The sequence below is a fragment of the Pseudomonas benzenivorans genome (assembly GCF_024397895.1).
GTDB lineage: Bacteria > Pseudomonadota > Gammaproteobacteria > Pseudomonadales > Pseudomonadaceae > Aquipseudomonas > Aquipseudomonas benzenivorans_A.
In genome coordinates, this window is the sequence record NZ_CP073346.1 from 2,557,995 (window position 1) to 2,580,450 (window position 22,456).

The following is a 22,456-nucleotide window of genomic DNA, read 5'->3' on the forward strand; positions in this document are numbered from 1 at the left end:
GATTATTCAACTCGAACACATATACTAATAATGATATTTTGATATGCATCCATATCATTAATCGTATATTAAGCCATGAACTGGACTCGCCGCCTGCGCCTGCATCACCTGAACCTGCTGACCATCCTCAGCGAAACCGGCAGCCTCAGCGAGGCCGCACGCGTTGCCCACACCACCCAGCCCGGGCTTTCGAAATGGCTCAAGGAGCTGGAAGAGGATGTCGGCGCAACGCTGTTCGAGCGCCACGCCCGCGGCCTCAAGCCCACCGCCGAGGGGCAATTGCTGCTCAACCACGCACGACGCATCCTCAGCGAAATGGAGCGGGCGCAGCATAATCTGGCGGCCTTGCAGGAATTTGGCGCGCCCCAGGTCGCCCTCGGCACCTCCCCGGCGGCGGCGCCAAGTCTGGTTCCCGACGCGGTCATGGCCTTTCTTCGCCGCCACCCCAGGGGTCGGGTAGAGCTGCAGGAAAACACCATGAACACCCTGCTGGAGAAGCTCGAGCAGGGCGAGCTGGATGTAGTGGTGGGTCGCCTGGACAATTATCAGCCGCGCACCAGCCTGCACAGCGAGATGCTTCAGCGTGAGCCGATGCGCATCGTCGCGCGCCCCGGACACTGCCTGGCCAACCGCAAGCAGCTTCAATGGCAAGACCTGCAGGCCCAGGACTGGGTGCTCTGGCCACAAGGCACGCCCATTCGCAGCCGCCTCGATGCGGCGCTCAGCAGCGCCGGGCTCAAACCCCTGTCCTGCCGGGTCGAGTCCACCTCGTTGATGGCCAACCTGTGGTTGCTGCAGAGCAGCAACATGCTGTCGGCGGTCTCCGGGCGGGTGGCCGAGCACTTCACCGGGCGCGGACTGGTCAAGATTCTCGACTTCGAACTGGATGGCGAAGGCATGCTCGGCATGTGCTGGCGCGACGAGCCGCATCAGGACCCAGTAGTGGACGACTTGCTGGAAAGCCTGCGTGAAGCCGCGCGCTTGCCGGCCACCGGTGTACCCCAGGCGAACTCCGACACGGCTGGCAACGAAGACTCGCCCTCCGATAGCTTGACGACCTAGGCGAATAGCACGCAGAAAACCGCCCGAGAGTTGAGCGCGATAGCCACCGCATTCAGGCGCGGGCAATTGCGCTGTTGCGGACGCCCGCGCGCGGCGGCGCCGCTTCGCCTGCTTCGTTCGACCGCGGCCCCGCGAATGGGCTCGGCTAGTCCATGGCGCGCTTCAGGTGTACCAGGCGAATCCGCTCACGCGTCTCCGCATTGGCCCCCGGACCGGCGCAGACGCCAATGTCTTCCAGGCTCACCTCCTGACCGTCCTGGTCACAAAACTTTACGTGCGCCAGTGGCGAGCCGGTTTTCTTGTTTATCAGCACGACCGGCGGTCCCTCGGTGTGGGGATACCAGCGGTCCCCCCACTGCAGCATGCCCATGATGATCGTGTTGATCTCCTGACCTTTTGCCGTGAGGTAGTAATCGACGCTGCCACCGCGGTTCTGTTTCTGCAGAACCTCATGTTCGAGAAGCAATTTCAACCGCTTGGAAAGGATGCTCTTGGACATGCCCAGATTGCGTTGGAAGTCATCAAACTTGGTCGCGCCCCATAGCGCCTCCCTGACGATCAGCACATTCCACCAGTCGCCGAGGACGTCGAGAGACCGTGCCAGCGAGCAATTTCGTGCTTCAAAGCTCACTCTTTCCATAAACAAACACCTAAAACTCTGAAAAATAAAGGGAATTAATCAAGCTCGGAAACGTCTTGACAGGTTCTATAATCGAACCTAGGCTGTTGATGGTTTCATCATGGAACCCAATGCGCCGCAAGTCAAATTTTGGAGCGATCGACATGAGCAGAATGTTGCACCTCAGCCTGGTGGCCGTCGTCATGACGTGCCTGGCGGGCTACGCCTCCGCAAGTCAAGAGCAGCTCGAACAAGCCTGCCTGACCAATGAGATAGATAAGGAATTGATCAGCAGCAGCATGGCCATCACCGCCGGCGAGTGCCACCTGAGTGCTGCAAACAGCGATAAGCAGCTTGCCATGCAGCATGCGCAATTCGCCTACAGCTGGTTTTCCTATGCCCAACAGATATCAGGCGGCATCAGTCCGACCTACCTGAAACTGGCCGCCGCTAAAATTGACGAACTGCAGGCTAAATAATATGAAGAAAAATATTCTGCTTTCTTTGTTGTTGCTGGGGTGCGTGTCTGCCCATGGCCAGGAACTGACCGCGCTGGGCGCTGAAGTGGCGGCCAACGCCGACGGCTCGATCCCCGCCTGGACCGGTGGCCTCAAAGTATCCGGCTCCGAACTTTCCGATCCCTTTGCCGGTGAGTCATCGCTGCTGCGCATCACCCCTGAAAACTACCAGGCGCACAAGGGTCATCTCACCGATGGCCAGGTCGCCATGCTGCAGCGCTACCCGGACAGCTACTTTATCAATGTCTATCCGACCCACCGCACCGCTGCGCTACCTGAGTCAGTGCTGGAGGCCGCCAGGTATAACGCGCGCCACGCGAAGTTGAGTGCCGACGGCAACGGGGTGGAGGGCTACAAGGGCTACTACCCCTTCCCAGCGCCGAAGAATGGCGTCGAGGCCATCTGGAACCATTTCATGCGCTACCGGGGGGGAAGCCTGGTCCGCGATCAGTTGCAGGTCATCACCCAGGCCAATGGCAGCTTCAGCGAAGTCAGGATGAAAGAGGAGGGGGCCTGGCCGGAAAAACTCGATGGCTATGATGAGGTCGATGACAAGAACGTCCTGTTCTTCGCCCGCCAGGCCGTGGTCGCTCCGTCACGCCTTGCCGGCAACATTCTGCTGGTTCATGAAACCGTCAACCAGGTGGAACAGCCGCGCCTGGCCTGGATGTACAACGCCGGTCAGCGCCGGGTGCGGCGCGCGCCGCAGGTTGCCTATGACGGCCCCGGCACTGCGGCGGACGGTCTGCGCACTTCGGATAACGCCGACATGTATATCGGCTCGCCGGATCGCTACGACTGGACGCTGGAAGGCAAGCAGGAAATCTACATTCCCTACAACAACTTCCGCCTGACCGACCAATCGCTTACGGTCGCCGATGTCGCCAGCAAGGGCCATGTCAATCAGAACCTGACCCGGTACGAGAAGCATCGGGTGTGGAAAGTGGTCGGCAAACTGAAGCCCGGCATGCGTCACATCTACAGCAAGCGCGTGTTCTACCTCGATGAGGACACCTGGCAGATCGCCCTGGCCGAGCAATACGACAACCGCGGTGAACTGTGGCGCGTATCCGAAGGCTTCCACGTGCAATTCCATTACGCCGACGTGCCCTGGTATGCCGGCGAGGCGATCTACGACCTGAACAGCTCGCGCTACCTGATTTACGGCCTGCTGGTAGATGCCCAGCATCCCATCCAGTTTGGCGTCAGAACCTCCAAGAGTGAGTTCCAGCCTGCTGCGCTGCGCCGTATGGGAGTCAAGTAGGTCGGCCTCGACGACTGATGGCGGCGCGACTCATCGGGTTAAAGCGCAGTACCACCGATGAGTCGCCAACCGCCATTCGAGGGTGAAACGCCGTCTGGTTTTCCCTGCGCCCGGCAACGAGTGGCGGCGGCATCTGCGAGTACTGGAGCCCCCACGGTCGCGCCTACCAGGGTTGCTACACCGTTGGTGGCGACCATGGACCCGAACAGCCTGCCCGGGCTAGACACCGGGGTCAGGCAGACGGCCAGCGGCGATTTGACGCCGGACCATGCTGCAACTCGACCTTCATCCGACACAGACCTGGCCCCCGGAGTCCCGGATGCGCTCGAAGCGGGCGCCGATTACCGGATGAAGAACATCGCCAGCGCTCCTCGACCCGCCGCTACGCCCCCTTCGACAGGATTGGCAAGTGTCCAGAAGACTGGGCGAGTCGGTCTTGATTACTGAACATAGTGGCCAGCACGCCACACTACAGTGTCCATATATTCGGAATTGGCTGCTCGACGACTTCTAACCAACTCAATAAATTGTTGTTTTAAAAGAATATTCTTGATTGGCATGGAGTTAGCAATGGCCATGAGCTTACGGCTAGCGCCCTTCCAACGCGGACTTCCGCTGGTGCAGGTGCGCGCCCAGGTCGTGACTGTTTCGAAACAACAACAAGAAGGAACTCCGTATGTCGATCAAGCAACAGCTTTCCCGCCTCACCTGCGGCATCAGTGCCGCCACGCTGCTGTCTTCCAGCCTGCTGGCCACCCCGGCGGTCGCCACCGAGAAGGTCCGCTGGCAGGTGCCGCTGGCCTTCCCTTCGCACCTGGTCGGCCTGGTTACCCCGGTCAAGCACCTGGCCGACCAGCTCAAGGCGATTTCCGGCGGCGACATGCAGTTGCGCTACTACGAGCCGGGCGAGCTGGTCCCGCCGTTCGAGATCATGAATGCGGTGAGCACCGGCAAGTACCCGGCCGGCTTCACCTGGGTCGGCTATGACCAGGGCACCATCCCCGCCCTGCCGCTCTATTCCGGCGCACCCTTCAACCTGGAGCCGCCGGCCTACCTGGCCTGGTACTACCAGGGCGACGGCAAGAAGCTGCTGGAGGAGATCTACGCCGAGCACAACATCCACCCGATGCTGTGCAGCGTCATCGGCCCGGAGGGCGCCGGCTGGTTCGCCAAGCCGATCAACGACCTGAAGGACTTCGACGGCCTGCGCATTCGCTTCGCCGGCATCGGCGGCAAGGTGCTGGAGAAGCTCGGCGCCTCGGTCACCATGATCCCCGGCGGCGAGATCTACCAGGCGCTGGAGCGCAAGACCATCGACGCCACCGAGTTCTCCCAGCCGGCCATCGACAAGATGCTGGGGCTGGACCAGATCATCAAGAACTACATCATGCCGGGCTGGCACCAGACCCTGACCACCTCGCACCTGCTGGTCAACCAGGGTGTGTGGGACAAGCTCCAGCCGCAAAGCCGCGCGCTGATCGAGATGGGCTGCGAGTCGGCCACCCTCAAGGGCTTCGCCGAGAGCGAGTGGGCCCAGCCAACCGCCCTGGCCGAGTACCAGAAGGAAGGCGTGCAGGCGCAGAACCTGCCGGAGCCGGTGCTGCGCGAGCTGCAGCGGGTGACCAACGAGGTGCTGGACGAAATCGCCGGCCAGGACGCCATGTTCAAGCGCGTGCTGACCAGCCAGCGCGACTTCATGCAGCACCACGCCACCTGGCACCGCATGGGCTACCTGCCGCGCGACTTCTACCAGCAGGACTGATCGCACCACCCCGAACCTCGACGGGCCCGGCCATGCCGGTGCCCGTCGATTGCCTTTGCCTGCCAAGCCCGAGGTATTTGTGTCTCAGCCCTCCGCTTCTCCCGACCTGCCTGCCACTGCCCCGCAGCCGCTGCCGAGCAACCGTCTGTCCTGGTACCTCGATCGCCTGATCGTCGCCATCGGCCGGGCCAGCGCCTGGCTGTGGCTGCTGGTGCTGCTGGTGGTGCTCAGCAACGTGTTCAGCCGTTTCGTCATGGCCCGCGGTTCGATCGGCCTGGAAGAGCTGTCCTGGCACCTGTTCGGCGCCGCCATGATGCTGTCGCTGGGCTACGCCGTGGTGCGCGACGATCACGTGCGCGTCGATGTGCTGCGGGAGAAGCTCTCCCTGCGCACCCAGGCCCGCATCGAGCTGCTGGGCATCGCCCTGCTGGCACTACCGGTGGTCTCCCTGATGATCCATACCCTGGTGCCCTACGCCTACACCGCGTTCATCTACCAGGAGCACTCCCAGGCACCCAGCGGCCTGCCCTACCGCTTCATCTTCAAGAGCGTGCTGCCCCTGGGCCTGATCCTCGTGGCCATCGCCCTGGTCTCCCGGGCCTCGCGCTGCAGCACCCTGCTGTTCCAATTCCCCCGGGCCATTCAAACGCCTGCCGATGACCGCAACGGCGGCCATCCGAATCCCTGATCACGAGGCTGAAGTAATGGGTCTGGAAGAAATTCTTGTTATTGCCATGTTCGCCAGCTTCATGGGGCTGCTGCTGCTCGGCTTCCCCGTGGCCTGGTCGCTGGCCGGCATCGGCCTGGTGTTCGCCATCACCGGCCATGTGCTGATCGAATATTTCGACGCCGATCTCTGGTTCACCTGGGGCGGCACCATCGGCGTGCTGGATGCGCGCATCTACGGCATCGTCGCCAACGAGCTGATGGTGGCGCTGCCGCTGTTCATCTTCATGGGCATCATGCTCGATCGCTCCGGCATCGCCGAGCGCCTGATGCACAGCCTGGTACGGGTACTGGGGCCGCTGCGCGGCGGCTACGCCATCACCGTGGTCATCGTCGGCGTGCTGCTGGCCGCCTCCACCGGCATCGTCGGCGCCTCGGTGGTGCTGCTCGGCATGCTGTCGCTGGGGCCGATGCTGCAGGCCAACTACAACAAGTCGCTGGCGGTCGGCACCGCCTGTTCCGTGGGCACCCTGGGCATCCTGGTGCCGCCGAGCATCATGCTGGTGCTGATGGCCGATCGCCTGGGCACGCCCGAGGCCTCGGTCGGCAAGCTGTTCATGGGCGCACTGATTCCCGGGATGATGCTCGGCGCGTTGTACATCCTGTATATCGTGATCGCCGCCTGGCTGAAGAAGGACTTCGCCCCGGCACCGAAGGACCGCCAGCCGCTGGACATGCGCGCCCTGCTCGATGTGTTCTGGGCAGTGGTGCCGCCACTGGGGCTGATTCTGGCCGTGCTCGGCTCGATCTTCTTTGGCATCGCCACCACCACCGAGGCCTCGGCCGTGGGCGCCGCCGGCGCGCTGCTGATGGCCCTGGTCAGCCGCCGCCTGGACCTGGCCGTGCTCAAGGAGGCGCTGTACCAGACCAGCCGCACCACCGCCTTCATCTTCGGCATCTTCATCGGTGCCACGGTGTTCGCCGCGGTGCTGCGCGGCCTGGGCGGCGACGATGTGGTGCGCGCGGCACTGACCGGGCTGCCGTTCGGCCAGACCGGGGTGTTGCTGACGGTGCTGTTCATCACCTTCCTGCTGGGCTTCTTCCTCGACTGGGTGGAGATCACCCTGATCATCCTGCCGCTGGTGGCGCCGGTGCTGTTCGCCATGGGCGTGGACCCGCTGTGGTTCGCCATCATGTTCGCCATGTGCCTGCAGACCTCGTTCCTCACCCCGCCGGTGGGCTTTGCCCTGTTCTACATCAAGGGCGTGTGCCCGCCGGGCATCACCACCCGCGACATCTACCTGGGCGTCATGCCCTACATCGCCCTGCAGCTGCTCGCCCTGGCCCTGGTGTTCTGGTTCCAGCCGCTGGCCACCTGGCTGCCCAACGAGGTCTATGGCGGTCCTTGAGCCGCTCGCCGTAGCGACCACGCCGAGGCCGGCAACGGCCGAGCCTTGGCGTTGGCCATGCCACTACTGTTCGACCTTCTCATCGCCCCGGTGCAACCCCTGGCACCGAGCATCGCCAGCGCAGAGCGCAACGCCCTGCTGGCGGCGCTACAGCCGAGCAATGGCAGTCGCCGCCGCGCCGCCCTCGAGTTCGGCACCTCCCGCGCCAGCCTGTATAGCAGGCTGCGGCAAAACATCCTGAAGCAGCGCTCATCGATGCGTCCAGAAGGCTGGAAAGCGCCGTGCCGGCCATCGCCACGCTGAACATGTCCAGTTTCTTGGAGCACCTATGCCTCAACACATGGGCCAAAAATCCTCCGACGAGTCCCCTCAACTTCCCGAGCAAAGCCCCGTGGTGACTAGGCCGCAGCTCGGCCAGAAGCTTTTCCACGACCGATCCGAGCTACCTGGCACATCTTTCGCTCTAGGCAAGTCACTACTCGTCGGACTCGACGTCGACGTGCCCTAGAGCACGCCAGAAAACAACAACAAGAAGGAATCGCCCTCACTATGGGTACCTTGGATATTTTGCTGTCCCTCTGCCTGGCGATGGACCTCGCCTACCGCGGGTTCGACGTCCTCATCCTCGCCCCGTTGCTGGTTTTGTTAGCCGTGCTGTTGCGCGAGGCCGGCATTCCCAGGCACCTGCTGCCGGGCGCCATCGCCCTCGGCGCGTTCACGTTCACCATGGCCGCGCTGCCCGGCACCCCGGCGATCCTGAGCGCCATCCCCAGCCCCTTCTTCGGCACCGATGCCTTCACCGCGCCCATTCTCGGCCTGATCGGCGGCAGCATCATGCTGCTGCTCGGCGAAACGAGAGACGAGATGGGCGAGGTGACAGGTGCCGCCGCAGCGGTGCGTCCCCAGGATCGCGCCAGCCTGGGCAGCCGCGGTTTCGTCGGCAAGGACTTCGGCCCATCGCGCACCAACCGAAGTCTATGGCTGCACGACTGCTTCGCGCCGAGCGGCACGCTGTGCGCGGGCCTCTCACCCCTTGAGGCCAACTCTTGGCCTCGCGTGTTCTAGGTGTCCCCCTATCCCATGGCGCGACCAGAAAGGCCGTGGGCAACAAAGCTGTAGCAACAATAACTACAAGAGGAACTACCCATGCGACAAAAGCCGACACTCTCCTGCCAGCTGCTGGCCACGAGTATCGCCCTGGGGCTGACGCCCTCGGCATTCGCCGCCTTCGTCGACGACAGCAAGGCGACGCTGGATGCCCGCAACTTCTACATGAACCGCGACTTCCGCCAGAGCGGCGCCGCCCAGGCCAAGGCTGAAGAGTGGGCCCAGGGCTTCATGTTGCGCTTCGAGTCTGGCTATACCGAAGGCCCCATCGGCGTCGGCATCGACGCCATCGGCCTGCTCGGGATCAAGCTCGACTCCAGCCCGGACCGGGTCGGCACCGGCATCCTCAAGAGCGACCGCGAGGCGCCGAAGCGCGCCCAGGACGAGTACGGCGAGGCCGGCCTGACGGCCAAGCTGCGCGCTTCCAACAGCACCCTCAAGCTCGGCACCCTGCAACCGGTGCTGCCGGCGCTGATGCGCAACGACAGCCGCCTGCTGCCGCAGACCTTCCGCGGCGCCTGGCTCAACAGCAACGAGGTGGAGGGCCTGAGTCTCGACCTCGGCCGCATCGACCGGGTCAACCAGCGCGACTCCTCGGACAATCAGGACATGACCGTGTTCAACGGCGGCAAGCGCAACATCGTACTGGGCAGTGCCAAGACCAGCGACGAATTCCTGTTCGCCGGCGGTCGCTACCAGTGGACCCCGGAGCTTTCCACCAGCTACTACTACGGCGGCCTCGACGGTATCTACAAGCAGCACCTGGTCAACCTGGTGCACCAGCTGCCATTGGCCGAGGGGCGCAGCTTCAAGTCGGATATCCGCTTCGCCCGCTCCAACGATGACGGCGGCAGCAACGTCGACAACGATGCCTTCGGCGCCTTGTTCACCTACCGTCTGGGGGCCCAGGGGTTCACCGCCGGCTACCAGCACCTCTCCGGCGACACCGGCTTCGCCTACATCGCCGGCTCCGACAACGCGCTGGTCAACCTGGTGCAGATCAACGACTTCGGCAACCAGGACGAACGCTCCTGGCAACTGCGCTACGACTTCGACTTTGCCGCCCTCGGGGTGCCTGGACTGACCTTCATGACCCGTTACCTGTCGGGCGACAACGTCGATCGCGGTGCAGGCCAGAGCGAAGGAAAGACCTGGGAGCGCAACACCGACATCGCCTACGTGTTCCAGGACGGACCGCTGAAGAACCTCGGCCTGCGCCTGCGCAACGCCACCACGCGCAGCAACGTCGGCAGCGATCTGGACGAGAACCGCTTCATCGTCAGCTACAGCCTGCCGCTCTGGTAAGGCGGCGCCGACGCATTGCGACTACTCCTCGTGGAAGTCTTGCCGGGCCACGCAGGCCCGGCCTTTTCAGCCGTTGGCAGGCGAATTCTGCCGGTGCAGTAGAGTGAACATCCAACGAGCTGACGTGCGGCGGGGCATCGACTGAATACGGCAGTGATTCGGCTCGCAGCTGAATCCTTGGAGAAATACCGGAAGCGCGGTCCTCTCGGGGACTGCCCAGCCGGGGACGATTTACCCGGGTTGGGTTTGTAGCACAGACAAGCCCCAGGGTGCCGGCGGCCCGCGCACCATTCGGTGCGCGGGCGCGGGTTCCGCATGGCCCGATTACATTCTTGGCTGCATGAAAAGGAGGCCCTATGGCGCTCAGTGGAAAAACTGCCCTGATAACAGGTTCGACCAGTGGCATCGGCCTAGGCATTGCCGAAGTGCTAGCCCGCAGTGGTGCCAACGTCATCCTTAACGGTTTCGGCGACTGGCAGGCGGCGGCGGCCCAGCTGTCCAACTTCGGCGGACGGGTCGGCTATCACGGCGCCGACCTCGGCGACCCAACCCAGATCGAGGCGCTATTCGACTACGCCCGCCGCGATTTCGGCCGCGTCGATATCCTGGTCAACAACGCCGGGATACAACACGTATCGCCTGTGGAGAACTTTCCGGTTGAGCGCTGGGACTCGATCATCGCGCTCAACCTCTCGGCGGTGTTTCACTGCACGCGACTGGCTCTACCTGACATGCGCGCGCAGGAGTGGGGGCGCATCATCAACATCGCCTCCGTGCATGGCAGCGTCGGTTCCACCGGCAAGGCGGCCTATGTCGCGGCTAAACATGGCGTGCTCGGGTTGACCAAGGTGGTGGCATTGGAAACCGCCCTGAGCAGTATCACCTGCAATGCCATCTGCCCCGGCTGGGTGCTCACCCCGCTCGTACAGCAGCAGATCGATGCACGTGTCGCCGCCGGCGAATCACCCGAGCAAGCGCGCACGGCGCTGCTGGCGGAGAAGCAGCCTTCTCAGGCGTTCGTCACCCCGCAGCAGCTGGGCGAGCTGGCACTGTTTCTCTGCAGCTCGGCCGCAGAGCAGGTACGCGGCGCAACGTGGAACATCGACGGCGGCTGGCTGGCGCAGTAAGGCGGAGCAGCCTACTTGTTTCACCTAAGCCAGGGGCGAGACATTGGCTAAGTTTGCCGCCACCGGATCGGCGCCCCCAGGATAGGCGCATCAGTCAGATCATATGGTCCCGCGATGATGGACGAAGAAGTTGTCACACGGCTCGCCGGTCGCCTCAACCGACGTACTGATGCCCCCATCTACCAAGCCCAGGGTTTAGAGCTTCGCCAAGTATTTTGCTGCTACCGGAGTATGGCTATGCCAGCCAAGGCCATGCAGAGCCAGAAGGGTTGCGCTATCTGACACACCACTACAACCACCAGCGCCGGCACATTACCCCGGAAACCAGACGCCAGCGGAAACTGAATCTCTCACCGGGTGAACACCAAACCAGTGTCCAAACTTTGTTGACCACTACATACCGTGATCACCTCCCTAGGGAAACTCTGAAGAAGACTTCCTAGCGTTGGCAAAGTACCCGGATTCCACCCGCTGAGCTTGCCGATGAAGAAGATGACCTTCGCCGACGCCGAGTACGTCGGCAACCACAAGCAGGCCCGCAAGGACTTGCTCCTAATCGAGATGGATCAGGTTGTGCCGTGGAAAGGATTGATTGCCTCGATCGATCCACATTACCCCAAGGGTGGAGGTGGTCGGGCTGCCTACCCGCTAATGGCAATGGCGCGTGTGCATTTGATGCAGAACTGGTTCGGCTACATCGACCCGGCGATAGAAGAAACGTTGTACGAGATCACAATCGTCGACTTCCGTAGCCTGCAGGAAGAACACGAACTGACGATTGGGATACTGGCGGTGATCAATGGCTATCTCAGTGACCGCAGCCTGTCGCTGCGCCAGGGCGCCATCGTCGATGCAACGCCGATCAGCGCGCCCAACTCGATCAGGAACAAAGACGGCAAGCGCGACCCGGACATGCACCAGACAAAGAAGGGCAACCAGTATTACTTCGGCTTGAAACCGCATATGGACGTGGACGACGAATCGGGTTTGGTGCATAGCGTGGTGGGCACAGCAGCCAACGTCGCAGACGTTACTCAGGTCGACAAGTTGTTGCATGGTTCGGAGAACGTGGTCTGTGCTGATACCGGTTATATCGGTATTGAAAAGCGCCCGGAGCATGGCGGGCGCAAGGCTATCTGGCAGATGGCGGCACGCCGCTGCACCTATAAAAAACTTGCCAAGAACAGCGCGCTATACGTAGCCAGGCACAAGATCGAGAAAGCCAAGGCCCTGGTGCGAGTCCAAGCCGAGCCCCCGTTACTGGTGATCAGGCGTCAGTTCGGTTATGTGAAGAGACACTCCCGTGGCCTGGCCCAAAATAACGCGCAACTAGTAACACTGTTTGCGCTGTCGAACCTATGGGTGGCACGCCGACATTCGCTGACGAATGCAGGAGACGTGCGTCTGTAGTATGGAAAATGGCCAATGCGAAGTGCTCGCGTCGGCTAAAAAAGCAGAAACAAGCGGACGGCCTGATCGTTTTTGGTTGAATCGTCGCTTTCAACATCGGCAGAGACTTAAGTCAGACAAGAATACATGACTACTTCAGACCATCCCAATACAACAAGCTGCATACCCTCGTGCCATAACCCAAGAATGCGTCGTAGAGTCACCCGGCAAGACCTGAAATTTCATCCCTCTTAAAAACGTCCGCTGAAGTCTGGTAGAGCCCGTCCTGCTTACATAAGGAAATCACCGTGATATTAAGCCTACACCGCAAGATCATCCTCCTCGCCATCATCCCTAGCCTATTGCTGGCTGCGGTGATCAGTTGTATCACTTGGGTTGTTCTGCAAAAACTGGCAGCCCAAGAAGTTGAGCAGACTCGAGCATTGCTTCTGGATGAGCGGAAACTGTCACTAAAGAACTACCAGCAGATTGGCGAGGCGGCCATCAAACCGATTTACGAGGCATCCGCGCCGGGAGACATGGAGGCCCGTGATCGTGCGCTCAAAGTCCTGAGGAATTTGCAGTACGACAAGGCAAGTTACTTCTTCGGGTACAACTCGCAATACGTGCGCGTGTTTTGGGCCGACAAGGACGCGGATATTGGCAAGAACTTCGCCGATGCCAAGGATGCCAATGGCGTCTACGTGATCCGCGGCCTGGTGGACAAGGCAAAAGATGGCACGCATTTCTTCCGCTACGACTGGCCGACCCCTGGCAGCGACAAACCAATTCCGAAATTGGGTTACACCTCGTATTTAGAAAAGTGGGACTTGGCGTTCGGCACTCAAGTAAACTTGGATGACATCGATAATCAGATTATGGCTATCGAGCAACTGACCCAAAGCCGCATTGGATCTTCAGCCACATTGATCGTGACGATTGTCGCGGTGTTCCTGATAGTTGTTGCACTGGTTGGCGTGTTCATTGGCAATGGACTGGTCAAGCCGGTGCTAGTGATCAAGCAGAACCTCGACGACATCGCTGCAGGTGACGGTGACCTGACCCGTCGCCTGCCGGAAAACGGCAATGACGAACTAGGTGCTCTGGCTCGATCCTTCAATCAGTTCGTAGAGAAGATTCACGGACTGGTGCGGCAAATAGCCGAAATGACCGGCCAGTTGAACAGCCTGGTGGGCGATATGTCGTCCCAAGCCCAGCGTTCGGAACAGGCCATGGGCCACCAGCGGCAGGAAACAGATCAGGTCGCGACCGCCATTCATGAGATGTCTTCGGCGGCGCATCAGGTATCAATCAGCGCCCAGAGTGCTTCCCAGGCTGCTCGCAAAACCAGCGATGTGGGGCTGGAGGCCAAGTCAGTAGTTAACAAAAGCATCGGCAGCATTCACGTGTTGATCGGCGAAATTGGCGAGAGCAGTTCGTCGCTCGATCATCTGCGTCGGGACGTGCAATCCATCGCAACAGTGGTCGATGTAATTCGTTCAGTCGCCGAGCAGACCAACTTGCTAGCCCTCAACGCCGCGATTGAAGCGGCGCGCGCTGGCGATGCTGGACGTGGTTTCGCAGTGGTCGCCGACGAAGTGCGTGCCCTGGCCAGCCGTACCCAGCAAAGTACTCAGGAAATCCACGACATGATCAGCTCGTTGCAGCGCGGCGCAAAGGAAGCAGTGGTCGCCATGAGCCGCTCCAGCGACACCGGCAAGACCACCGGCGAGCTGGCCAACGAGGCAGGGAAGTCGCTCGATGCAATTGCTCAATTGATCGAAACCATCAGCGACATGAACGCCCAGATTGCCAGCGCATCAGAAGAACAAACCGCCGTCGCGGAAGAAATCAGCCGCAGCATGACTCAGATCGCCCATTCCGCTGACATCGTCGCCGACGACGCCCAAAACGGCGCCCAGACCGCACGCAGCCTGACCGATCTGGGTGATCGACTTGGTGGACTGGTGAAGCAGTTCAGAATTTAAGCACACTTATTATGAGCGCCTCCCGGAGCTCAACAGGTAGCGATGTTGGCGTAATGGTAGGAGCAGTCTTGTATCCGGCCTGTTGTGCAGGCCGGAAACCTACTGCCCCGACGGAATTCGCCAGCGAGGTCCTGATCTGATAATCGAGCTGAAGGCTGGGCCCTTGGCTCATATTCCCTACTAGGTTTACCTCGTCACGGTCTGACCCATTTTGTCATCATGTGCTTGTCGCCTGCGCTCCTTGCGCTCTGTAGATTGCTATTTTCAATGCCCTTGGAATGCATGCCGTAAAGGGTTCGGCCCGATATGGCAGGTCACTGGCTAGCTAGCACGGCCCAAAGGGCTCTGGCGAGGTTGTTTGCCGCCGCGGCGACTGCCACGTTGTAAGGCCGCCTGGACAACACGCTTTCAAGCCGCTCTGACCGATGCCTTCTATTGAGTATCGAGCGAGCGCGGTGCCGTACCGATCGCGCGGCACATCGATAGGTAGATCGTCGAACTCGCCCTTGAGCTTCGTACGACTGAAACCTTTACGGGTATTGCCGGCAGGGTTGTTAACCGACTGATGTTTGTCGTGCCCCGAGTGATGGGCCAGCTCTGCATCCAGTCCGCGTTCGACCAACTTCCTGGTCAATTGCTTGAGGATGCCGTCGAGACCGAAAAGGTCTTCAGGGCTCTGATAGTTGCTGAGAAGCTGACCTAGCAACTCATCGGTGATGGCATGTTTCGTTTTTGCTCAGGGTGCCAGCCGGCCCGCGCACTGTTCGATGCACAGGCGCAGGCTATGTATGGCTCGACTACATCTGTTGCCTGAATGAAAGAAGGCCCTGGAAAAGCAGCCCTAAAACAGGCTCAACCATTGGCATTAGCCTAGGCATTGCCGAAGTGCTTGTAGGCCAAGTACTTCGGCTGCGCCAATTAGCCGAGGAAGTAGAACGCGCCGCAGATCACCGCGCCCGAATACAGCAGCACGATCAGGCAGTAGCCCATGATGTCGCGTGCGCCGAGACCGGCGATGCCGAGCAGCGGCAGGGCCCAGAACGGCTGGATCATGTTGGTCCAGGCGTCGCCCCAGGCAATCGCCATGGCGGTTACGGTGGGCGATACGCCCAAAGCCTGGGCCGCCGGCAGCATGATCGGGCCCTGTACCGCCCACTGGCCACCGCCGGAGGGGACAAACACATTGACCACGCCGGCGCTGAGGAAAGCCAGCAGCGGGAAGGTGTCAGCCGAAGACCAGGAAATGAAGGTCTCGGTGATTTGCCGGCCGAGGGAGATGCCGTCGGCGTTGGCGCCCATCATCATGCCCATGATTCCGGCGTAGAAGGGGAACAGCAGGACGATGCCACCTATGCCGCGCACGCTCTCGTCCACCGCGCGCATGTAACGCTCGGGAGTTCCATGTAGGAGCAGGCCGCAGAACAGGAAGAGGGCGATAACCACGTCGAGGCCAAGCACCAGACCCTTGCTGCTGAAGTGGTTGAACAGGTAGATCGCCGCCATCGCCACCAGCGCCAGGCCGAGGATGCGGCTGTCGTCCAGGCGCTGCGCCGGGGTTTCGCGGGCCGGCCGTTCGGCATGGGACTCCACCAGCTTGGCCGGGTCGGCCACCTTGGCGCCCTGGCGCGGGTGCATGGCACGGTTGAGCAGCGGCAGGCCAATCACCAGCAGCACGACGATGGTCAGGTTCTGCGCGCTGAACAGGGTTTCGGTGATGCTCACCGGAGCGCTCAGCACGCCGGCGGTGATGCGTGCCAGGTCCGCGCCGCCAGTGGCCAGCGACAGCGGGATGGAGCCAGCCAGGCCGCCGTGCCAGACGAGAAAGCCGGAGTAGGCCGAGGCCACCAGCAGCGGGTAGTCCACGCCCTCGACCTGGCGTGCCAGGGCACGGGCGAACACCGCGCCGATCACCAGGCCGAAGCCCCAGTTGATCCAGCAGCCGACCAGGGCCACCAGGGTGACCAGCAAGATCGCCTGGCCTGGCGTGCGGGCCAGACCGGCCAGGCGGTCGAGCTGACGGTTGACGATGGGCGCGCTGGCCAGGGCATGGCCGGTGACGAAGACCAACGCCATCTGCATGGCGAAGCCGAGCAGGGTCCAGAAGCCACTGCTCCAGTGCTGCACCATGGCCGGTAGCGTCTGCTCGGTGGAGAAGATGCCGGCGATCAGCACGGCCAGAGTCAGCAGTGCGGAGAACACGAAGGGTGAAGGCAGGTAGCGCTGTACCAGGTTCACGCTCAGGTGGGTGAGGGTGTTGAACATGAATGAAGTCTCTTTCTTATGGTTGTGAGTTGGGCTTGCGACCAGCTATCCGAGGTTGCCTGAGCCTCGGCTGATATGACAAAGCCCGGTACGAGGCCGGGCCAGTCGTTTCTCGCGTGTGCTCAGCGCTCGATGGCCAACGCCACGCCCTGGCCGCCACCTATACACAGGGTGGCCAGGCCCTTCCTGGCATCGCGCTTGATCATCTCGTGCAGCAGGGTCACCAGCACACGGCAGCCGGAGGCGCCAATGGGGTGACCGAGGGCGATTGCGCCACCGTTGACGTTGACCTTGGCTGCATCCCAGCCGAGTTCCTTGCCGACCGACAACGCCTGGGCGGCAAAGGCCTCGTTGGCTTCGATCAGATCCAGGTCGTCCAGTTGCCAGCCGGCCTTCTGCAGACAGCGGCGAGTGGCGGAAACCGGACCGATTCCCATGAATGCCGGATCGACGCCGGCATTGGCGTAGCCGGCGATGCGCGCCAGTACCGGCAGGCTCAGGGCCCTGGCTTTCTCGGCACTCATCAGCAGCACGGCGGCGGCGCCGTCGTTGAGGCTGGAGGCGTTGCCGGCGGTGACACTGCCATCCTTCTTGAAAGCTGGCTTGAGCTTGGCCAGCGACTCGGCGGTGGTGACGGCTCTGGCCTGTTCGTCGGTGGCGAAGCTGACCGCCTCGCCCTTGCGCGAAGGAATCAGGATCGGAGTGATCTCGTCGCTGAAGCGCCCGGACTCGATGGCGGCCGCGGCCTTGCGCTGCGATGCGGCGGCGAAGGCGTCCTGCTCCTCGCGGCTGATGCCGTACTTGTCCACCAGATTCTCGGCGGTGATGCCCATGTGGTAGTCATTGAAGGCATCCCACAGGCCATCCTGGAGCATGCTGTCGACCAGCTTGCCGTGGCCCATGCGCAGGCCGGTACGGGCGGCAGGCATGACGTAGGGCGCCAGGCTCATGTTCTCCATGCCGCCGGCGATAATCACCTCGGCGTCGCCGCAGCGGATTGCCTGGGCGCCGAGGTGCAGGGCCTTGAGTCCGGAGCCGCAGACCTTGTTCAGGGTCAGCGCCGGCACGGCGTTGGGCAGGCCGGCACGGATCGCCGCCTGGCGCGCCGTGTTCTGTCCTGCGCCGGCGGTGAGCACATGACCGAGGATCACCTCATCCACTTCGCTGCCGGCCAGGCCGCTTTGCTCCAGCAGGCGCTTGATCACGGCAGCACCCAGTTCGACGGCGGGCACGCTGGCCAGGGAGCCCAGGAAGCTGCCGATGGCGGTGCGGGTTGCGGCGACTATGACGACTTCGTGCATCTTTGATTCTCCTGGGCGGCTGGATGAACCGCGTAGAGGTCGTTGGCGTTGAACGGGTCGAAGCCCGACATTCCAGCTGCGAAAAACGAGCATGGGTATCGCTGCGCGATAGCCATCCAGCGATCAAAAGACCGCCCCGAAAGCGGCCATGCGTGGTGGCTGCGGTCGGGGCGGCAGAACAATCAGAAGCGCATTTCGACCACATCGTCCGGGACGATCAGGGGGCCGGCGGTTTTCTCGGCAATCTCGGCAATGCTCACGCCCGGAGCAGTCTCGCGGAGGACAAAGGTGCCATCCTTGATTTCCAGGTAGGCCAGGTCGGTGAGCACCTTGCGGATGCAGCCGGCCCCCGTCAGCGGTAGGGAACAGCGCTCCAGCAGCTTGGACTCGCCGTCCTTGGAGGCATGGGTCATGGTGACGATGATGTTATCGGCACCGGCCACCAGGTCCATGGCGCCACCCATGCCCTTGACCAGTTTGCCGGGGATCATCCAGGAGGCGATGTTGCCCTGCACGTCCACCTCGAAGGCGCCGAGCACAGTCAGGTCCACGTGGCCGCCACGAATCATGGCGAAGGACTCGGCGGAGGAGAAGATCGACGCGCCCTGGACGGCGGTGACGGTCTGCTTGCCGGCATTGATCAGGTCGGCGTCCACTTCGTCCTCGGTGGGAAAGGCGCCCATGCCCAGCAGGCCGTTCTCCGATTGCAGCATCACCTGCATGCCTTCGGGGACGTAGTTGGCTACCAACGTGGGGATGCCGATCCCCAGATTCACGTAGTAGCCATCCTTGAGTTCGCGGGCCACGCGCTGGGCCATCTGTTCGCGGGTCAGTGCCATATCGGTTTCCTCGGATTCTTCTTGTGCTGATCAGGAGCGGACGGTGCGTTTCTCAATCCGCTTTTCAAAGGTTCCGCAGATGATGCGATCCACGTAGATGCCAGGGGTATGGATGTGCGCCGGGTCCAGTTCACCGGGCTCGACGATCTCTTCGACTTCCACCACGGTGATGCGGCCGGCGGTGGCCACCACCGGGTTGAAATTCTGCGCAGTGTGGCGGTAGATCACATTGCCGAAATGGTCCGCCTTCCAGCCCTTGACGATGGCAAAGTCGCCGGTGATTGCCCGCTCAAGAATGTAATGGCGACCGTCGATATCACGGGTTTCCTTGCCTTCGGCCACCGGGGTGCCATAACCCGTCGCGGCGAAGAATGCCGGGATGCCGGCGCCGCCAGCACGCAGGCGTTCGGCCAAGGTGCCCTGGGGCGTGAGTTCCACTTCCAGCTCGCCAGACAGCAGCTGTTTCTCGAACAGCCCGTTCTCGCCGACGTAGGAGGCAATCATCTTGCGAATCTGGCGGTCTTCCAGGAGCACGCCGAGGCCGAAACCATCTACGCCACAGTTGTTGGAAACCACGGTCAGGCCCTTGGCGCTACGACGGCGGATCTCGGCGATCAGATTTTCCGGGATGCCACAGAGGCCGAAGCCCCCTGCCAGGATGGTCATGTCGTCGGTCAGCCCGACCAGGGCCTCTTCGTAGGAACCTACGCGCTTGTCGAGTCCGCTCACGCTTTGCGCCTCTTGTCGTTATTGGAGAGCGGCGGGATGCCGCTGATGAGTGAGGCAGATCTTCTCGCCCGAATACTTATTTGTTAAGTTTGTTTTTCATTGCAATTAATCCGCTTTCCAAATAAATGACCGTAAAGCAACTGCGCGCCTTCCTCGCCGTGGCTCAGGGCCTGAGCTTTGCCCAGGCCTGCGAGCGCCTGCACCTGTCCCAGCCCGCCCTTTCCCTCGCGATCAAAAACCTCGAGGAATCACTCGGAGGTCAGTTGCTGGCGCGCACCACCCGCAGCGTCGCTCTCACTCCGGAGGGCGAGACGCTAATGCCCATCGCCCGTCGCCTGCTGGCCGACTGGGACAACACCGAGGAATTGCTGCGACAGCACTTCACCCTGCAACTGGGCAAGGTTTCCATCGCCGCCATGCCCTCCTTCGCCGGCAACCTGCTGCCGGTGGCACTCAAGGCCTTCCGCGACCTTCATCCGAAAGTGAACGTAGCTGTGCACGATGTGATCAACGAACAGGTGCTGGAGATGGTGCGCAACCGGCGAGTGGAACTGGGCATCGCCTTCGAGCCGGAGAACCTCGAGGACCTGGCCTTCACCCCCTTCTACACCGACCGTTTCGTCGCCGTGGTGGCGGCGGATTGCAGCCTGGCGCAGCGTTCCGAGCTGGCTTGGGCGGAGTTGCTGGAGCGGCCCTTCATCAGCCTGCAACGGCCGTCGACGGTACGCCTGATGCTGGAAGATATAGTCGCGAGAGAACACGGCAAGCTGCCGGTAGCCTTTGAAAGCCACCAGTTGACCACCGTCGGTCGCATGGTGGCCCAGGGTCTGGGGGTCAGTGCGGTGCCCAGCCTGTGCATCCATCAGATGCAGGAGCTGGGGGCCCGTTGCGTGGCCCTGGGCAAGCCACAGCTGGAGCGGCGCGTCGGGCTGCTCCGCCTGGCCTCCCATAAGCTCTCCACCGCCGGCCAGGCCATGAGCGATGTGCTCCTCCACATGCGGGACTGGAGCAGTGTCGGCCTGCCTGCAGCATCAGCCGACAACGACCGAACCCAGGGCAGCTAGCCGAAAGGAAGGCGGCCGAATGGGCCGGTCGCCGTGCACGTCCAGAGTCTGGGCGCCTACATGGGTTTCTGCAGACCGCTCGGTGCCGCAGAAGACTTGGGGGCAGGGAAGACGGGCCCGGGCTGAGCAGGGCCTACCCCGAACAGACGTCATTCCCGAGCTGCATCCCCCTCGCTCGAATCGCCCTACTCCACTGTCACGCTCTTGGCCAAATTGCGCGGCTGGTCCACATCGGTGCCCTTGAGCACGGCGACGTGGTAGGACAGCAGCTGCAACGGGATGGTGTAGAGGATCGGCGCCAGCACTTCGTGGATGTGCGGCATGTTGACCACATGGGTGCCCTCGCCGTTGCTCATGCCGGCCTGCTCGTCGGCGAACACGATCAGTTCGCCGCCGCGGGCGCGGACTTCCTGCAGGTTGGACTTGAGCTTCTCCAGCAGTTCGTCGTTCGGCGCCACGGTGACCACCGGCATATCGCTGTCGACCAGGGCCAGCGGGCCATGCTTGAGCTCGCCGGCCGGGTAGGCCTCGGCGTGGATGTAGGAAATCTCCTTGAGCTTGAGCGCACCCTCCATGGCCACCGGGTACTGGGCGCCACGGCCGAGGAACAGGGTGTGGTGTTTTTCGGCGAAGTGTTCGGCAACCTTTTCCACCACCGCGTCCATGGCCAGGGCTTCGCCGAGGCGGGCCGGCAGGCGGCGCAGCTCCTCGACCAGCTCGGCTTCCAGGTTCGCGTCGAGGGTGCCGCGCACGCGGCCGAGGGACAGGGTCAGCAGCAGCAGGGCCACCAGCTGGGTGGTGAAGGCCTTGGTCGAGGCCACGCCGATTTCCGGGCCGGCCTGGGTCAACAGGGTCAGGTCGGACTCGCGCACCAGGGAGCTGATGCCGACGTTGCAGATCGCCAGGCTGGCCAGGTAGCTACCCTGCTCCGGGCTCAGCGCCTTGGCGTTGCGCAGTGCGGCCAGGGTATCGGCGGTTTCGCCGGACTGGGAGATGCTGACGAACAGCGTATCGGGCTGCACCACCACCTTGCGGTAGCGGAATTCGCTGGCCACCTCGATCTGGCAGGGTACACCCGCCAGGGCCTCGAGCCAGTAACGGGCAACCATGCCGGCGTGATAGCTGGTGCCGCAGGCGACGATCTGCACATTGCGCACCTTGGCGAACAGCTCGGCGGCCTGGGGGCCAAAGGCCTGGGTCAACACATGGTCGGCGGCCAGGCGGCCTTCCAGGGTGCGCTGCACCACCTTGGGCTGTTCGTGGATTTCCTTGAGCATGAAGTGGCGGTACTCGCCCTTGTCGGCCGCTTCCGCGCCCTCGTGGTACTGCACGCTCTCGCGCTGCACCGGCTGGCCGTCGACCGTCCAGATCTGCACGGCATCGCGGCGGATCTCGGCGATATCGCCCTCTTCCAGGTACATGAAGCGATCTGTGACCTGGCGCAGCGCCAGCTGATCGGAGGCCAGGAAGTTCTCCCCCAGGCCCAGGCCGATTACCAAGGGGCTGCCGCTGCGAGCGGCCAGCAAACGGTCCGGCTGCTTGGCGCTGATCACGGCCAAGCCGTAGGCGCCGTGCAGCTCCTTGACCGCTTCCTTGAGTGCGACGGTGAGATCCGGCTGGCTCTTCAGCTTGTGGTCGAGCAGGTGGACGATGACCTCGGTGTCGGTATCCGAGCTGAACACGTAGCCCAGGCCCTTGAGCTGGGTGCGCAGGGCCTCGTGGTTCTCGATGATGCCGTTGTGCACCACCGCCAGGTCGCTGCCCGAGAAATGCGGGTGGGCATTGTGCTCGCTGGGCGCACCATGGGTGGCCCAGCGGGTGTGGGCAATGCCCAGGCGACCGGCCAGGGGCTCGGCGTCCAGCGCCTGCTGCAGCTCACTGACCTTGCCCACTCGACGGCGGCGCTCGAGCCGGGCCTGATCGCCCAGCAGCGCCACTCCGGCGCTGTCGTAGCCGCGGTATTCCAGGCGCTTGAGGCCTTCAACCAGCACGGCGGTGATGTTGCGTTCGGCGACTGCGCCCACGATGCCACACATAGACTTCTC

The 22,456-nt window shown here is 62.5% G+C and carries 19 protein-coding genes and 2 pseudogenes; 13 read left to right on the forward strand and 8 right to left on the reverse strand.

The genetic code is table 11. From position 1 onward, the window contains the following. The first annotated feature begins 75 nt into the window (after window positions 1-75). Complete coding sequence (locus KDW96_RS11955) at window positions 76-1,062, forward strand: LysR family transcriptional regulator (protein ID WP_255836479.1); 987 nt, start codon at window positions 76-78, stop codon at window positions 1,060-1,062. A 145-nt stretch (window positions 1,063-1,207) separates the two neighbouring features. Here KDW96_RS11955 and KDW96_RS11960 read toward each other — a convergent pair whose 3' ends face one another. Then, on the reverse strand, window positions 1,208-1,702 hold the full coding sequence (locus KDW96_RS11960; protein WP_255836480.1) for a winged helix-turn-helix transcriptional regulator: 495 nt from the start codon (window positions 1,700-1,702) through the stop codon (window positions 1,208-1,210). Window positions 1,703-1,845: 143 nt separating this feature from the next. Between KDW96_RS11960 and KDW96_RS11965 the strand changes: the two genes are divergently transcribed. The 11 genes from KDW96_RS11965 (at window position 1,846) to KDW96_RS12015 (ending at window position 14,216) form a co-directional block, all read left to right on the forward strand. Next, on the forward strand, window positions 1,846-2,160 hold the full coding sequence (locus tag KDW96_RS11965) for a hypothetical protein (protein WP_255836481.1): 315 nt from the start codon (window positions 1,846-1,848) through the stop codon (window positions 2,158-2,160). Window position 2,161: 1 nt separating this feature from the next. Then, the gene (locus KDW96_RS11970) at window positions 2,162-3,463 is read left to right on the forward strand and encodes a DUF1329 domain-containing protein (RefSeq protein WP_255836482.1); all 1,302 of its coding nucleotides are present in this window, start codon (window positions 2,162-2,164) and stop codon (window positions 3,461-3,463) included. Between the two features lie 676 nt (window positions 3,464-4,139). Continuing rightward, the gene (locus KDW96_RS11975; protein ID WP_255836483.1) at window positions 4,140-5,225 is read left to right on the forward strand and encodes a TRAP transporter substrate-binding protein; all 1,086 of its coding nucleotides are present in this window, start codon (window positions 4,140-4,142) and stop codon (window positions 5,223-5,225) included. Between the two features lie 79 nt (window positions 5,226-5,304). Continuing rightward, complete coding sequence (locus KDW96_RS11980; RefSeq protein ID WP_255836484.1) at window positions 5,305-5,913, forward strand: TRAP transporter small permease subunit; 609 nt, start codon at window positions 5,305-5,307, stop codon at window positions 5,911-5,913. 16 nt (window positions 5,914-5,929) lie between these two features. After that, complete coding sequence (locus KDW96_RS11985) at window positions 5,930-7,300, forward strand: TRAP transporter large permease (protein ID WP_255836485.1); 1,371 nt, start codon at window positions 5,930-5,932, stop codon at window positions 7,298-7,300. A 57-nt stretch (window positions 7,301-7,357) separates the two neighbouring features. Then, complete coding sequence (locus KDW96_RS11990) at window positions 7,358-7,603, forward strand: helix-turn-helix domain-containing protein (RefSeq protein ID WP_255836486.1); 246 nt, start codon at window positions 7,358-7,360, stop codon at window positions 7,601-7,603. A 246-nt stretch (window positions 7,604-7,849) separates the two neighbouring features. Beyond that, window positions 7,850-8,365 carry a hypothetical protein gene (locus tag KDW96_RS22255; RefSeq protein WP_370295017.1) on the forward strand — a complete coding sequence of 172 codons (516 nt, stop codon included), beginning with the start codon at window positions 7,850-7,852 and terminating at the stop codon, window positions 8,363-8,365. A gap of 81 nt (window positions 8,366-8,446) precedes the next feature. Continuing rightward, complete coding sequence (locus tag KDW96_RS12000) at window positions 8,447-9,712, forward strand: OprD family porin (protein ID WP_255836487.1); 1,266 nt, start codon at window positions 8,447-8,449, stop codon at window positions 9,710-9,712. Window positions 9,713-10,068: 356 nt separating this feature from the next. Next, window positions 10,069-10,839: a 3-hydroxybutyrate dehydrogenase gene (locus tag KDW96_RS12005; RefSeq protein WP_255836488.1), complete on the forward strand. Its 771-nt coding sequence runs from the start codon at window positions 10,069-10,071 to the stop codon at window positions 10,837-10,839. A gap of 483 nt (window positions 10,840-11,322) precedes the next feature. Continuing rightward, the gene (locus KDW96_RS12010; protein ID WP_255836489.1) at window positions 11,323-12,249 is read left to right on the forward strand and encodes an IS5 family transposase; all 927 of its coding nucleotides are present in this window, start codon (window positions 11,323-11,325) and stop codon (window positions 12,247-12,249) included. A gap of 287 nt (window positions 12,250-12,536) precedes the next feature. Then, window positions 12,537-14,216, forward strand: coding sequence for a methyl-accepting chemotaxis protein (locus KDW96_RS12015; protein ID WP_255836490.1), 1,680 nt, complete (start codon window positions 12,537-12,539; stop codon window positions 14,214-14,216). 217 nt (window positions 14,217-14,433) lie between these two features. Here KDW96_RS12015 and KDW96_RS12020 read toward each other — a convergent pair. The 6 genes and pseudogenes from KDW96_RS12020 to KDW96_RS12045 form a co-directional block, all read right to left on the reverse strand. After that, window positions 14,434-14,674 (reverse strand): annotated as a pseudogene (locus KDW96_RS12020) (hypothetical protein); the annotation flags it as partial. Then, a pseudogene (locus KDW96_RS12025) lies at window positions 14,671-14,934 on the reverse strand (transposase); the annotation flags it as partial. The pseudogenes KDW96_RS12025 and KDW96_RS12020, both read right to left, overlap by 4 nt. A 200-nt stretch (window positions 14,935-15,134) precedes the next feature. Beyond that, window positions 15,135-16,478, reverse strand: coding sequence for a short-chain fatty acid transporter (locus tag KDW96_RS12030; protein WP_255836491.1), 1,344 nt, complete (start codon window positions 16,476-16,478; stop codon window positions 15,135-15,137). 122 nt (window positions 16,479-16,600) lie between these two features. Beyond that, window positions 16,601-17,779: an acetyl-CoA C-acetyltransferase gene (locus KDW96_RS12035; protein ID WP_255836492.1), complete on the reverse strand. Its 1,179-nt coding sequence runs from the start codon at window positions 17,777-17,779 to the stop codon at window positions 16,601-16,603. A 182-nt stretch (window positions 17,780-17,961) separates the two neighbouring features. Continuing rightward, a complete protein-coding gene (locus KDW96_RS12040; RefSeq protein WP_255836493.1) occupies window positions 17,962-18,618 on the reverse strand; it encodes a CoA transferase subunit B in 657 nt (218 codons plus the stop codon). Between the two features lie 30 nt (window positions 18,619-18,648). Further along, window positions 18,649-19,347, reverse strand: a complete 699-nt coding sequence (locus KDW96_RS12045; RefSeq protein WP_255836494.1) for a CoA transferase subunit A — start codon at window positions 19,345-19,347, stop codon at window positions 18,649-18,651. A gap of 125 nt (window positions 19,348-19,472) precedes the next feature. Here KDW96_RS12045 and KDW96_RS12050 point away from each other — a divergent pair, with 125 nt between their 5' ends. Continuing rightward, complete coding sequence (locus KDW96_RS12050; protein ID WP_255836495.1) at window positions 19,473-20,411, forward strand: LysR family transcriptional regulator; 939 nt, start codon at window positions 19,473-19,475, stop codon at window positions 20,409-20,411. Window positions 20,412-20,596: 185 nt separating this feature from the next. Here KDW96_RS12050 and glmS read toward each other — a convergent pair whose 3' ends face one another. Continuing rightward, the gene (gene glmS / locus KDW96_RS12055; RefSeq protein ID WP_255836496.1) at window positions 20,597-22,447 is read right to left on the reverse strand and encodes a glutamine--fructose-6-phosphate transaminase (isomerizing); all 1,851 of its coding nucleotides are present in this window, start codon (window positions 22,445-22,447) and stop codon (window positions 20,597-20,599) included. Between the last annotated feature and the right edge of the window lie 9 nt (window positions 22,448-22,456).